The sequence below is a fragment of the Desulfovibrio aminophilus DSM 12254 genome, assembly GCF_000422565.1.
GTDB classification, from domain to species: domain Bacteria; phylum Desulfobacterota; class Desulfovibrionia; order Desulfovibrionales; family Desulfovibrionaceae; genus Aminidesulfovibrio; species Aminidesulfovibrio aminophilus.
Genome location: NZ_KE383877.1, coordinates 109581 through 122731, shown reverse-complemented (window position 1 = coordinate 122731; position 13151 = coordinate 109581). Strand labels below are relative to the sequence as shown.

The following is a 13151-nucleotide window of genomic DNA, read 5'->3' as shown; positions in this document are numbered from 1 at the left end:
TTCCGTGAACCCCCGAGGGGGGTGGCGGGTGGGGGAGGGATATGGTAGTTGTGGCGGGAGGTTGACGAGGAGCGTCGATGGAAGAGGTCAAGGCCAAGGTTCTGGAGGAACTGGGCGTGCTGCGCCGGGGCCCCGCCGTGGAGGGCGCGGGCGCGGTCCTGTCCGGCGGGCACGGGGTGCTGCGCCACGTGCCGGTCTGGGCCTACGAGAATCCGGTCTTCGCCGCGCCCTTCGCGGACGACGGCCCGCTTTTCGACCCCGAGCCGCCGGAGCGTTCCCCGGAGGAGGCCCTGGCCGCCACCCGGCTGCCGGTCTTTCTCGGCGCGACGCGGACGCCGCTGCTGGACGCGGCCCTGGCCCGGCGCGACGCGGCCGTGATCCTGCTGGACCCGGACCCGGGCCGCATGGGCGCGCTGCTGGCGGGTTTTCCCCCGCGCGACCTGGCCGCGCGCGGCGTGGTCTGCGTCCAGGGCGACGCCCTGCGCCTGAACCCGCCCCTGGCCCGGCTCCTGCCCGAGAAACTTTTCCTGAAGATGGGCTGCCCGGAGTTCTTCGCGGCCCCCGAACTGCTCCAGGCCCTGCCGGAATGGGTCCGGGCCGTGGTGGAGCAGATCGAGTTCCTCTGCTGGCGGCACCGCATCTACCCGGTGAGCGGGCAGTTCAACAGCCGGGGCCTGCCCCTGCGGCGCATCGAGCGCGGCCTGTTCCTGGACCAGCAGCACCACGCCTACGAGAACGCCGCCGCCCTGGCCTCCCAGGGCAACCTGCGTCAGGTCCGCGACGCGCTCAAGGGCGTCCCGGCCATCCTGGTCGCCGCCGGGCCGGACCTGGCCGAACGGGCGGAGTTCCTGCGGGCCAACCGCGACCGGGCCGTGATCATCGCCGTGAACAACGCCCTCAAGCCCCTGCTGGCCCTGGGCGTGACCCCGCATGTCGTGGTCATCAACGACAACAGCCTGGCGGCCCGGGTCTCCTTCGAGGGCCTCGACCGCCTGCCCGAGACCATCCTGGCGGCCCACTGCCTGTCGCACGCGCCCACGGAGCTGTTCGGCCGGACCTTCTTCTTCGGGGCCTACAAGCCGGAGGTCTTCGGCGCGCGGCCCGTGCTGCGCATCTACGGCTCGGTCATCACCGCGGCCTTCTCCCTGGCCCGCCACCTGGGCTGCCCCACCTGCGTCCTGGCCGGGGTCCAGCTGGCCGCCGCCGACCCCTGGCGGCTGACCTACGCCAGGAACTCGGTGCACGAGGCCCCGGACTCCGAGGCCCGGCCCCTGGTCCACCGCCACCCACAGCTCTATCCCGTGCGGACCCCCTTCGGGGAGACGCTCTACAGCACCCTGAACTTCCGCGACGCCGCGCTCTGGTTCCTGGACGAGGTGCGCGCCACGGGCGTGCGCTGCGTGAACCTCTCGCGCCGGAGCATCCTCCTGGGCCCGGGCGTGGAGTTCGACGAGAACCCCCGTCTGCCCGCCCGGCAGGGGCTGGACGCGGCCCTGCGGGCGCTGCGCGAACTGCCCGCCCCGCGCGCGGACAAGGGCAAGATCAAGGCCTTCCTGGCCCGCGAGCGGGCCGCCTGGGCCAACACCGCCGGGCCCCTGGACGTGCTGCTGTCCATCTCCGGGCCGGAGTTCGTGAAGAACGGCATGGACGTGCTGGAGCAACTGGATCGGGGCAACGTGACCTATCTCGTGCAGCGCTTCGAGGACTTCCACAACCCCACGTTCCACCGCCTCGTGTTCGAGCCGAAGGAACCGGACGACCGCGAACGCGGACTGCGCCTCTACCTGGAGGCCGTCCGGGCCATGTCCCTGCGCTTCATGTCCGTCATCGACCGCGGCTTCGCCGCGCTATAGAAACGCCGAAGGGGCTTCGCCCCTCCACCGAACACCGCGCCCCTCTTCCGCCTTTTTATGAACCCCCGAGGGGGGGGTGGATGGTGAGCACGGGCAGGGGCGAGGTCTTGACCACCTTTTCGGCCACGGAGCCGAAGACGATGCGGTCGATGCCGCGTCGGCCGTGGGTGCCCATGACGATGAGCCCGCAGCCCTGCTCCTTGGCCACAGCGATGAGGGCCTCGGGCGCGTAGCCCATTTCCACGGAGGTGGTCGCCTCCAGCCCCTCGAAGTGCTTGGCCGCGAACTCGTCCATGGTCTCGCGGGCCCCGGCGAGGATCGCGCCGACGAAGTTCTCGATGCTCTCCTCGGCGACGGCGAAGGAGCCGTAGCGCTTCAGGGTGGGGGCCACGTAGACCGCGTGCAGGGGGACGTTCAGGGCACGGGCCAGGGTGGCGGCGTAGTCGGCCACGCGCGGGGACATGGGAGAGAAGTCGAGGGCGCAGAGGATCTTGCGGATGTCGGCCACGGGTCGCCTCCTGGTTGAGGGTCCGATGAGGCCGCGTCGGCGCGGCTTTCCCCAGCGGTAGCAGGAAGTTGGACCAAAAGGCAAGACCCCGGCGCTCAATCCCGGTTCGACGGATCGTCGGTCGGAACCCGTCCGCTCAGGACGGTCACCACTCCCTGGACGCCGGTGACGCGGCCCTGCTCGTCCCGGCGCGGGGCCAGGGAGAGACGCACCCAGGGGTAGGTTTCGTCGCCGTGCCGCAGCCGGTGGTCCCCGACCGTGTTCGCGCCCTCCAGGGTCCGGGCGATCTGGTCCAGCAGCAGCGGCGCGTGCCCGGGCAGGGCGAAGTCCGCCAGGGGGCGGCCCTGGACCGCCTGGGGCTCCAGGCTCCAGACCGTCTCCAGCGAGGGCGAGACGTAGACCACGCGGCCCTGGTCGTCGAGCATGAGGAGCACGTCGTGCATGTCCTCCACGAACTGCCGCAACCACTGGTTGCTGCTGGTCAGGCCGCGCTCCAGGGCCCGTTCGCGGGTCACGTCCACGATGCTCGCGATGCCGCCGATCACCCGGCCGTCCAGGTCCAGGCTGGCCGTGGCCGCGACCCGGGCCAGGAAGGTGGTGCCGTCGGGGCGCAGGGCCCTGGCCTCCATGGAGGACCGTCCGGTCTCCTTCATCTTCCGGTAATAGTGCTGGGCCTCCTCGGGATCGACCCAGAGCACGCTTCGCTGCAGGCCCAGGACATCGGCTTCCGACGCCAGGCCCCAGAGGGCCAGGAAGGCGCGGTTCACGTAGGTGACGGTGTCGTCCGGGCCGATCATGCAGACGGCGGCCGGGCCGTTGTCCACGGCCAGCCGGAAGACCCGCAACTCGTCCAGGGCCTTGCGCAGGCGCACGGCCTTGTCCGTGATGCGCTGGGCCAGGCGTGTGCGTTCGCGCCGGAGCTGGGGGTCGGAGCGCACGTCCTCGTCGGGCGCGTCGCGCAGTTCGCGGATGAGCCGGGAGAAGAGGGCCGGGCGCTTGAGGATGGCCCGGCGCACGTCCTCGGCCACGGCGCCGTTCATGGCCAGGATGAGGTCAGGATCCTCGCCCAGCTCATGGGCCAGGGCCACCAGCTTGCGTTCGCAGAGCCGGGCGGGTTCGCCGCGCTCGATGCGGCTCAGGAAGGAATGGTGCACGCGCAGGCGCTGGGCCAGCTTGCGGATGCTGTAGCCGCCCCGCCGTGCGTCCAGTTCTTGTCGCCGCGCGCGCAGATAGGTTCCGAAGAGTTCGCTCATGGTTGAGGCCCGGCTGGGAGTGATGTGCAAATATACCGCGATCACGGCATGTTGTAACGCTCTTTTCGGGGCATTCGGGTTTCTCCGGGGAATCCTTTGCCCATGAGCCTCCCTCGGCCGGTCGACGGCGGGATATAGCCGGTGCGAAGCGGAGGGGTCGAAAAAAGGCGGGAGCGCGGCTCCCGCCTTTTTGGGGGAAGGCCCCGAAGGGGCCTATTGCTGCATGTCGGTGATGATGCTCTTCAGATCCTGGGCCAGCCGGGACAGGTCGGAGACGGCCTGGGCGGACTGGGTCATGGCCTCGGCGGTCTCGGCCGCGATGCGGTTGATCTCCTCGGTGGAGCGGCTGATCTGTTCGCTGGCGGCGGACTGTTCCTCGCTGGCCGTGGCGATGCCGCGCACCTGATCGGCGGTCTTCTCGACCATGTTCACGATCTCGCGCAGGGCCGCGCCGGACTTCTCGGCCGTGGACGTGCTCTCGTGGATGGCCTGGGCCGTGGCCTCGGTATTCTGGATGTTCTTGCGCGCGCTGTCCTGCACGGCCTTGATGTACGCGCCCACCTCGTTGGTGGCGGTCATGGTCTTCTCGGCCAGCTTGCGCACCTCGTCGGCGACCACGGCGAATCCGCGACCGGCCTCGCCCGCGCGGGCGGCCTCGATGGCGGCGTTGAGGGCCAGGAGGTTGGTCTGGTCCGCGATGTCGGCGATGACGTTCATGATCTGGCCGATGCCCTCGGCCTGCTTGCCGAGTTCGGTCATGTCGGTCCTGAGCACCTCGGACTGCTCGTTGATGCGGGTGATGGTCGCGACCACGTCGCGCACGAGCTGTTCGCCGTCCTGGGCCTGGCTCTTGGCCTTGTCGGCCAGCTCGGCCGCGGTGGAGGCGCTCTTGGCCACCTCCATGACCGTGGCGTTCATCTCCTCCATGGCCGTGGCCGCCTCGCCGGTGCGCGAGCGCTGCTCCTCGGAACCCCGGCTGGACTGCTCGATCTGGGCCGAGAGTTCCTCGGAGGCCGAGGCCACCTGGTCGGAGACCGTGTCCGCGGCCTCGGCGGCCTTGGCGATCTTCTCGTTCTGCGCGGCGATCTTCTTCTCCTGTTCGCGGATTTCGGTCAGTTCGAACCAGACCGCCAGGGTGCCGATGACGTTGTCGTCCAGGTCGTGGATGGGGGTGGCGGTCACGTCGAAGACCTTCTTGTTGCCCGTGTGCGAGGTGTAGGGCACCTCGGCCTGGAGCATGCGGCGTTCGCGCATGGAGCGGGTGGCGGCGGTGTCGCGGCCGGTCTCGTCGTAGATGAACTGGCCCGAGGTCTGGCCGTGGTAGCTCGTGGGGTCGCCGCTCTTGTCGATGGCCCGGACCATGTGCTCGTTGGTGAAGGTCACCTTGTCGTCGCGGTCGAAGACCGCGCAGGGCATGACGAAGCCCTTGAGCACGCCCTGGGCGAAGCCGAGCTTGTTCTTCAGCTCGGCCACCATGACCCGGATGTTCTCGGCCAGGTGGTGGAACTCGAAGCGGAAGTCCGTGGCCAGGGCGGCCGTGAAGTCGCCCTTGGCGATGGCCGCGGTGAAGGCCTCGATGGCGGTGATGGGCCGGACCACGAGGCGGCGGATGATGAGGGCGATGACGCCCACCAGCAGGAGCACGGCGGCCGCGCCGATGCCGATGAGCATGTTGCGTTGGGCCGTGGCCGTCTCGGCCAGCTCGGAGACGTAGGCGCTCATGCAGGTGACCCAGCCCGTCTCCGGGTCCGTGGTCACCTGGATGACCTTCTTCTCGCCCTTCCATTCGTAGGACAGTTCGCCGTTCTTGACTTGCAGGGCCTTGAGGTTGATTTCATCCGCCGGGGCGAGGATTTCAGCCTTGTTGGTGGGATGGGCGATGGTCCGGCCCTGGCCGTCGAGCATGAAGGGATAGCCGCGCTGGCCGAAGCGCACCGGATCGATGAAGGCCTTGGTGAAGTTGTCCCAGAGGGGGTACAGGGCGACGCCGCCCAGGAGCCTGCCGTCCGCTCCCCGCACGGCTGCGGCCACGACGAAGCTCAGGGCCGAGGAACTGGCGCTCTGAACCTTCATCAGGGTTTGGGGCAGGAAGATATCCTTGCCGCCCAGGATGGCCTTGGCATAGTCCCGGTCGCTCAGGCTCTTGCCGGCCAGGTCGTCGCCGGAAGCCGAAAGCCCCACCGTGGCCATGCCCGTGGTGTCGAAGAGCACCACGCCCCAGAGGTTCTTGTCGTTTCGCAGACAGGTTTTCAGATCCGCATCCACCTTGGAGAGATCGCCACCAAGCGCGGCCACCACGGAGGAGCGGCTGGCCATGGTGCGCACGGAGTTCTGGGCGTTGTCCATATACATGTGCAGCGCTTTTTGGGTGGTTTGCGCCATCTGCTGCATGGCCTGCTCGTTGAGTTCCAGGCTCAGGCTGTAGGTGGAGCGGGAGACATAGGTGACGATGGCGGCCACGGCCAGGATCACGGCCAGGGCCACGGAAGCCATGAGCACCGAGCTGATGCTTTTGCGGAACATGGACTGACTCCTCTCTCTCCCGCCGGCGTTGTTCGGCGGAACCCGGACCGGGCCGGGGTTATGGAGGCGAGCGCCGGATGTGGCGGACGCCGGTCGCGGGATATCTCCTTCCCGGGACCGCGTGGAGGGAGAAAATCGCCTCCCGCCCCACTCGCCAGGGAAGGAGGAGAGGATTCACGCGGTCCATAAATTGGCTACTATATGGTAGCCAGTAAGAGACGGGCAATGGAATCCCGATATGAAATGAAAAAAAACGACGGGCCCGTCGTCCGCATCGCGCTTGCGGGGGGCCGTCTACATGCGCAGCCGCACGCGTTCGGGCGAGAGCCTGCGCTCCAGCCGGGCGGCGAAGAGGCTCATGACGTAGCAGCCCAGGAAGTAGAGCAGGGCCACGGTGGAGTATATCTCGAAGGGATGGACCATGAGCCGGTTGTTCAGGCCCTGGGCCACGAAGGTCAGCTCCAGCACGCCGATGACGTAGGCCAGGGAGGTGTCCTTGAAGATGGCGATGAACTGGCCCACGATGGCCGGGATCATCTGCTTCAGGGCCTGGGGCAGGATGATCCTGCGCATGGTCTGGGCGTAGGTCAGGCCCGTGGAGTAGGCGGCCTCGAACTGGCCCCTGGGGATGTTCTGGATGCCGCCGCGCACGATCTCCGCGATGTAGGCCGCGGTGAACAGGGTCAGCGCGATGGTCGCGGACCAGAACACGTTCAGGAAGGTGTCCAGGAGCACGGGCACGAAGAAGTAGACCCAGAAGATGACGATGATCAGCGGGTTGCCGCGGATGATCTCGATGTAGGCCGTGGCCGGGATGCGCAGGACGCGGTTCTCGGCCATGCGCGCCAAGCCGATGACCAGGCCCATGACGAAGCTTACCGAGATGGCGATGACGGCCATGAGCAGGGAGAAGGACAGTCCGCCCAGGCCCCAGAGGATTTCGTGCTCGTCGCCGTGGGGGAAACGCCAGATGAGCATGGTCGTGATGTTGTCGAACACCACGGCCCAGTCGAAGTCGGCCAGCCCCTGGGCGATCTTCCAGGCCAGGGCGGCCAGCAGGCCCAGGAAGACGGCCTTGCCCGCCAGGACGAGCGCCCGCCGGGCCAGGCCCAGGAAGCGGGCCCAGAGCGCGCCCAGGGCCGAGCGGGTCAGGGACTGGCGGCGGCGACGGGCCATGCGCCGCAGGGGCCGGGTCAGGGCCCGGAAGAAGAGCCCGATGGGCAGCAGCAGCCGGTCCAGGGCCAGGTCCATCCAGGAGGGCCGGGCCAGACGCTCCACCCGCAGCCGCCGGTTCACGGTGTTCAGCACCCCGGAGATGATCAGCGAGAGCGAGAGGTAGAGCACCGTGGCCGCCGTGGTGGCCTCGAAGCCCCGGAAGGTCAGGGATTCGATCTGCTGCGACTGCCAGGTGAGGTCGGCCACGCCCACGACCATGGCCAGGGACGAGTTCTTCATGTTGTTCAGGAACTCGCTGCCCAGGGGCGGGATGATCGCCCGGAAGGCCAGGGGCAGGATGACCCGCGTGAGCACCTGGAAATAGGTCAGGCCCGAGGAATAGGCGGCCTCCAGGAGCCCCTTGGGGATGGACTGGAGCCCGGCGCGGATGACCTCGGCCATGAACGAGCTGGTGTAGGCGGCCAGGCCGAACACGGCCACCCAGAACTCGTAGTGCAGGCTGAAGAGCCATTCCCGCCCGGCGTCGGGCAGGAGCTTGGGCAGGGCGAAATACCAGAAGAAGAGCTGCACGAGCAGGGGCGTGTTGCGGAAAAACTCCACGTAGCAGGTCGCCACCCAGCGCAGGGGCCGGAAGTGCGAGAGCCGCGCCAGGCCGAGGGCCGTGCCCAGGCCCAGGGCGATGGCCGCCGAGAGCAGGGAGATCTTCACGGTCAGGGTCAGGCCCTTGAGCAGCTCCAGGCCGAGGTTCAGGCCGTAGGTCTTGTTCTCCACGAAGAGAACCGACCAGTCGAACTTGTAGTGGAAGCTGAAGACGAAGCCCCAATACCAGACCGCCAGGCCCAGGATGAGGGCCAGGGTGGCGTATTGGGCCAGGGGTTTTTCCATCCAATGCTTGAGCATGTTCACGCGCCGGGAAAAGGCTCCGGCCCGGGGATGCCGGGCCGGAGCTGGTTGACGGGGAGGGATGGGCCTACGGCCACATCTCGATCTTGCCGGACATGGGGAAGGCGTACGGCGTGTTGGGGCCGTACCACTTGTCGTAGATCTTCATGTAGGCGCCGTCGGTCCACATGTCCTGGATGGCGAAGTTCACGGCGTCGCGCAGCGCGGAGTCGTCCTGGGGCAGGCCGATGCCGTAGGGCTCGTCGGAGATGAAGTCGCCGATGACTTCCCACTTGCCGGGCTCCTGGGCGGCGTAGCCCAGCAGGATCGTGGAGTCGGTGCTCCAACCGGCCACGCGGCCCATCTGCAGGGCCTGGAAGCACTCGGACTCCTTCTGGAAGGAGATCACGCTCTGGTCGACGTTCTTCTCGCCCAGGCTCTTCAGCTTGGCCTTGAGGTTGATCTCGGAGGTGGTGCCCTGCATGGTGGCGACCTTCTTGCCCATGAGATCCTTCCAATCCTTCACCGCGCCCTTCTTCACGAGCACCTTCTGGCCGTCGAAGAAGTAGGTGATGGAGAAGTCGATGCTCTTGTCGCGCTCACGCTTGTGGGTCATGTTGGCCACGGAGATGTCGATGCGTCCTTCCTGGACGAAGGCCACGCGGGTCTTGTTGTTCACGGCCACGCGCTCGAGCTTCACGCCCAGGCGTTTGGCGATCTCCTCGGCGATGTCCACGTCGAAGCCCACCCATTCCTTCTTCTCGTTGTAGAAGGCGCCGGGGATGGAGTCGGTCATGATGCCCGCGCGCAGGGTCTTCTCCTTCATCACGCGGTCGTAGGCCGGACCGGCCATGGCCACGGAGGCGGCGGCCAGCAGGAGCAGCGAGGCAAGAGCCAGGGTCTTCAGGGAACGCATGTGCTTTCTCCTTTGTTTGTCCCGTGCGGGAATCGTCGATCCTTGTACCATGCCACAAAACAAGGCCCCGGGAAATGCTTCCCGGGGCCCGACGTCCTAATGCGAGAGAATCTTGCTCAGGAAGTCCTTCGTGCGCTCCTGCTTCGGATGGTTGAAGAACTCCTCGGGGGTGTTTTCCTCCACGAGCGCGCCGTGGTCCATGAAGATGACCCGGTCCGCGACCTCGCGGGCGAAACCCATCTCGTGGGTCACGACCACCATGGTCATGCCCTCGCGCGCCAGGGTCTTCATCACGTCCAGCACCTCGTTGATCATCTCCGGGTCGAGCGCGCTGGTGGGCTCGTCGAAGAGCATGATCCGGGGCTTCATGGCCAGGCCCCGGGCGATGGCCACGCGTTGCTGCTGGCCGCCGGAGAGCTGGCTGGGGTAGGCCCCGGCCTTGTCCGGGATGTTCACCTTGGAGAGCAGCTCCATGGCCGCGGCCTCGGCCTCGGCGCGCGGCGTGCCGCGCACGAGCATGGGGGCCAGGACGATGTTCTCCAGCACGGTCATGTGCGGGTAGAGGTTGAACTGCTGGAACACGAAGCCCACCTCGGCCCGAAGCATGACCATGTTCGTGCGCGGGTCGCCCACGTCCACCCCGTCCACCACGATGCGGCCCTTCTGGATCGGCTCCAGGCGGTTGATGCAGCGGATGAGCGTGGACTTGCCCGAGCCGGAAGGCCCGCAGATGACCACCACCTCGCCCGGGGCGATGTGGAGGTTCACGTCGTTCAGGACATGCAGATCATGAAACCATTTCTGGACATGTTCGAAACGGATCACCTGGAAAACTCCTTGAGTGCGGCGGTGCCACCCAGCTACCAGAATCCCCCCTTTCCGGCAAGGGTCCGCCCGGCTTCGCCGGTTCATGGAACAGCCAAAAAACTCCCGGCTTCCCCCCTTCGGGGGGTTACGGAACAGCCAAGAGGCTCTGGGCTTTCCGCCTTTCTGAAGACCCCCGAAGGGGGCGGGACGAGAGCCCGTCACCCTTTTGCAGGACAGGCCCCTTCGGGGCGTTACAGAAAGACGGGGAGGCTCCCGCTTTTTGCCTTTCTGAAAACCTCCGAAGGAGGCGGGACGAGAGCCCGTCACCCTTTTGCAGGATAGCAAAAGGGGACCGCCGGTTCCTCCGGCGGCCCGAAGGGCGGGCCACAGGACGTGGCCCGTCAAGATGCGAATCCGCTGCAATGAGCCGCATATTGGCTGTCATTCTTTCCCCGGCCCGAAAACGCCCCTTATGGTTCGTTGAAAACCTATAGGAGGAGTTTTATGTTGCGGGACCGGGAAGGGCGAAAATTGTGGATTCAGACGGAACGCGGGGAGTTCGACCCGCTGGAGTCGTACCAGCAGATCGACGAACGCAGAAAATCCAAGGGCGGGCCTGACTGGTGGGTGGTGGCGAAAGAGCCGGGCTGGGCTCCGCCCAAGCAACGGATGTCCTTGGTGGCGGGAGGCCTGGCCGGGCACACCAAGCCCAACTCCCACGGCGACCAGCAGCCCTATGACGAACTGGGCCGTTACGCCGGGCCCGGAGAAGGGGCCTGGAGCGAGAAGCCCAAGGAGGAAAAGACCCGGGGCGGAAGCCTGTTGACCACCCTCTTGGGCCGGGACGGCGACGACTTCCTGGCCGGTCACTCGGGCGGGGATGTGCTGGACAAACGGAGGGCATACAGACCGGCAAATCAAGGCTTGGATCACAGGCAACCGATGGCCTCGACGCAACGTGAGCCATTGCCGGAATTGCCCGACTGGCCGAGCGGGCTCGAATTGCCGGATTGGCCGAATGAGGGGAATGTCTTTCCTGGAGGCGCGGGCGTCCTGACCGGGGGAAACCAGACGCGGCAAGAGCCCGGCACGGACGGGGAGCAGGATGAGGATGTGAGGAAGCTCCCTCCCCCCATCAAAGGAAAACCCTGCATTCTCTGGATTCAGGACCAGGGCGCCCTGATGGAGGAGGACGGCCGGGTGCTGGCGAAGGGTCATGCGGGGCAAGGGCAGTGCACGAACAACCCGGATTGCGAAGGGGTGCCCGACCAGGGCCCAGCTCCCGGCGGGAACTGGCGGATGGTGCTGCTGAACGATAAGGAGGCGCGAGAGAGACATCTGGCCGCGCCGGTGTTTCGTCTCGTCCCCGCCGACGAGGAAACCAGACGCAGGGCCGAGGCGTTGCACCGTAAACCGTTTTCATTTCTTATTCATGGAGCACGGAGAGATGGGAGAGAGTCCTCGCAAGGCTGCATCATTCTGGACTGGGCGACGCGCGATTCCCTGCGGAAGCGAAAGGACAGCATCCTTCGCATTCTTCCGCGGCGTTAGCATCCGTCTCGCGCTGTGCGTGGCGCTGTTCGCGGCGTTGTGCGCCGCCCCGGCATCTTCGGCTTCGGAATGTGAAGGAGTCGGAATATTCCTGCTCAATGGCGATTATTATTGCAATACGTGCGGCGATCAGCCCCCGGTCAAACTATCCCCGGAGCGGGCCAAGGAGTCCATCGCGCGGATCAACGACCCGGCCCATCTCGTCTTCACCGGCCTGGGGCCGGACGGGAACCAGAGTCTGACTGTGGATCGGGACGTGCGGGACCGCCTCTTCGCGGTCCTGGGCCGGGCGAAGCGCCTGCACGAGCCCGGGGTCGAGGTGCCCATCTACGGCTACGTCTCCAGCCGTCCCGGGGACCACACCGTGCTCACGGCCCGGTTGGACGACATGCCGGGCGTACCCTGGCGCATCTACGAATTGGACGTGTTCGCTGACCCGCGCATGATCCCCGAAGCCAAGGGCCTGCAACCCACCCCGGGCCTGAGCGCGGCCGTGGCCACCAAAAGCGGCCTGCGCCTGGGCCTGACCAAGGACGAGGTCAAGGCCATCCTGGGCTGGCCGCATGGCGAGGACGAGAACATGTTGGGCTACAATGCGTACGATGTGCGTTCACTGTCGCCGCAAGAGGCCCGAGGTCGGGGTTACGACGCGGAAACGGCGCGCCGCGCGGCCATATGCAGCCGGAAAATCCGGTTCCACTTCGCCCAGGGCCGGGTCGTCTCCTTTTACGTGCTTCACACCGTGAACATCGAATGACCGGCTTCGCCCCCCTTCGGGGGGTCATGGAAAGGCCGGGAAGGAATTCCTCCATGTCGCGCGCTGAACTGTTCCGGGTCGTCCTGGCCTTGGCCGTGGCGCTGCTGCTCGTGTCCGCGTCGCGGGCGGATGCCGGGTACATCTGGCTGGGCGACGGCGGGTACGTCTGGATTCGTGGTGGAGGGCGTACCTCCCAGCCCCTGTCCCCGGAAGAGGGCCAGGCCGCCTTCGATCGGATCATGGACTGGGCCCAGGTGACGCTCGATCACCTGGGCCCGGCTGGGGACCAGCGCCTGATCCCGGACCAGGCCGACAGGGCCCGGGTCTTCGCGGTCCTGGGCGAGGCCCCCAAGGTCCACATGCCCCGCGAAATCGTCGACCAGTACGGCTACGTCTCCAGCGTGCCGGGCGATACGACCAGGCTCATCGTCCTGGTGGACGACTGCCCCGGCCCATGCGAACGGGTCTTCCACCTGGAACTGCGCCGGAACCCCGGAGATTTTCCCCGACCCGCCGCGATGCGACCCACCCCGGGCCTGAGCGCGGCCGTGGCCACGAAAAGCGGCCTGCGCCTGGGGCTGGCCAAGGACCAGGTCAAGGCCGTCCTGGGTTGGCCCCAGGAAGAGGAGGAGAACGTCCTGCGCTACGGGGCCGCCCGGGCGGTGTCCTTTTCCCGGGAGGAGGTCCTGGCCCGCGGTTTCCCGGAAAAGTACGTGCGGATGGGCCAATCCACCTACCGCTTCATCTGGATCACCTTCACGGACGGCCGCGTGGACTCCATCACCCTCCAACACCGCATCACCTGGGACTGACCGGCTTCGCCGGTTCATAGAAAGGCTGGGAGGCTCTTCGCCTTTCTATAGCCCGGCGAAGCCGGGTGGGTGGTGGCGAAAGAGCCGGACTGGGCTCCGCCCAAGCGGCGGAT

General features: G+C 67.1%; 10 protein-coding genes. 4 read left to right on the top strand and 6 right to left on the bottom strand.

Translation table 11 applies throughout. The features are described 5' to 3' along the window. Positions 1-77 precede the first annotated feature (77 nt). Positions 78-1853, top strand: a complete 1776-nt coding sequence (locus tag H587_RS0116505) for a 6-hydroxymethylpterin diphosphokinase MptE-like protein (RefSeq protein WP_027177166.1) — start codon at positions 78-80, stop codon at positions 1851-1853. A gap of 55 nt (positions 1854-1908) precedes the next feature. Here H587_RS0116505 and H587_RS0116500 read toward each other — a convergent pair whose 3' ends face one another. From H587_RS0116500 to H587_RS0116475, 6 genes are all read right to left on the bottom strand, one after another. Next, positions 1909-2361: a universal stress protein gene (locus H587_RS0116500; RefSeq protein ID WP_027177165.1), complete on the bottom strand. Its 453-nt coding sequence runs from the start codon at positions 2359-2361 to the stop codon at positions 1909-1911. A gap of 95 nt (positions 2362-2456) precedes the next feature. Then, on the bottom strand, positions 2457-3614 hold the full coding sequence (locus H587_RS20415; protein WP_156904609.1) for a PAS domain S-box protein: 1158 nt from the start codon (positions 3612-3614) through the stop codon (positions 2457-2459). Positions 3615-3827: 213 nt separating this feature from the next. Then, positions 3828-6137 (bottom strand): methyl-accepting chemotaxis protein, encoded by a 2310-nt coding sequence (locus tag H587_RS0116490; protein WP_027177164.1) that lies wholly within the window; start codon positions 6135-6137, stop codon positions 3828-3830. 294 nt (positions 6138-6431) lie between these two features. Then, a complete protein-coding gene (locus H587_RS0116485; RefSeq protein ID WP_027177163.1) occupies positions 6432-8213 on the bottom strand; it encodes an amino acid ABC transporter permease in 1782 nt (593 codons plus the stop codon). A gap of 70 nt (positions 8214-8283) precedes the next feature. Then, positions 8284-9111, bottom strand: coding sequence for an ABC transporter substrate-binding protein (locus tag H587_RS0116480; RefSeq protein ID WP_027177162.1), 828 nt, complete (start codon positions 9109-9111; stop codon positions 8284-8286). A gap of 96 nt (positions 9112-9207) precedes the next feature. After that, a complete protein-coding gene (locus H587_RS0116475) occupies positions 9208-9936 on the bottom strand; it encodes an amino acid ABC transporter ATP-binding protein (protein ID WP_027177161.1) in 729 nt (242 codons plus the stop codon). Positions 9937-10422: 486 nt separating this feature from the next. Between H587_RS0116475 and H587_RS0116470 the strand changes: the two genes are divergently transcribed. From H587_RS0116470 to H587_RS0116460, 3 genes are read left to right on the top strand one after another with little or no spacing between them, the layout of a single operon-like run. Then, entirely contained in the window at positions 10423-11469 is a 1047-nt protein-coding gene (locus tag H587_RS0116470) for a tlde1 domain-containing protein (RefSeq protein WP_027177160.1), read from the top strand. Positions 11470-11488: 19 nt separating this feature from the next. After that, positions 11489-12226, top strand: coding sequence for a hypothetical protein (locus tag H587_RS0116465; protein ID WP_027177159.1), 738 nt, complete (start codon positions 11489-11491; stop codon positions 12224-12226). A gap of 53 nt (positions 12227-12279) precedes the next feature. Then, the gene (locus tag H587_RS0116460) at positions 12280-13038 is read left to right on the top strand and encodes a hypothetical protein (RefSeq protein WP_027177158.1); all 759 of its coding nucleotides are present in this window, start codon (positions 12280-12282) and stop codon (positions 13036-13038) included. The last annotated feature ends 113 nt before the right edge of the window (positions 13039-13151 follow it).

Excerpts from the sequence above, each read along its gene's own strand:
- H587_RS0116505 (WP_027177166.1), top strand. The coding sequence starts at position 78 with ATGGAAGAGGTCAAGGCCAAGGTTCTGGAGGAACTGGGCGTGCTGCGC.
- H587_RS20415 (WP_156904609.1), bottom strand. The coding sequence starts at position 3,614 with ATGAGCGAACTCTTCGGAACCTATCTGCGCGCGCGGCGACAAGAACTG.
- H587_RS0116490 (WP_027177164.1), bottom strand. The coding sequence starts at position 6,137 with ATGTTCCGCAAAAGCATCAGCTCGGTGCTCATGGCTTCCGTGGCCCTG.
- H587_RS0116485 (WP_027177163.1), bottom strand. The coding sequence starts at position 8,213 with ATGCTCAAGCATTGGATGGAAAAACCCCTGGCCCAATACGCCACCCTG.
- H587_RS0116480 (WP_027177162.1), bottom strand. The coding sequence starts at position 9,111 with ATGCGTTCCCTGAAGACCCTGGCTCTTGCCTCGCTGCTCCTGCTGGCC.
- H587_RS0116470 (WP_027177160.1), top strand. The coding sequence starts at position 10,423 with ATGTTGCGGGACCGGGAAGGGCGAAAATTGTGGATTCAGACGGAACGC.
- H587_RS0116460 (WP_027177158.1), top strand. The coding sequence starts at position 12,280 with ATGTCGCGCGCTGAACTGTTCCGGGTCGTCCTGGCCTTGGCCGTGGCG.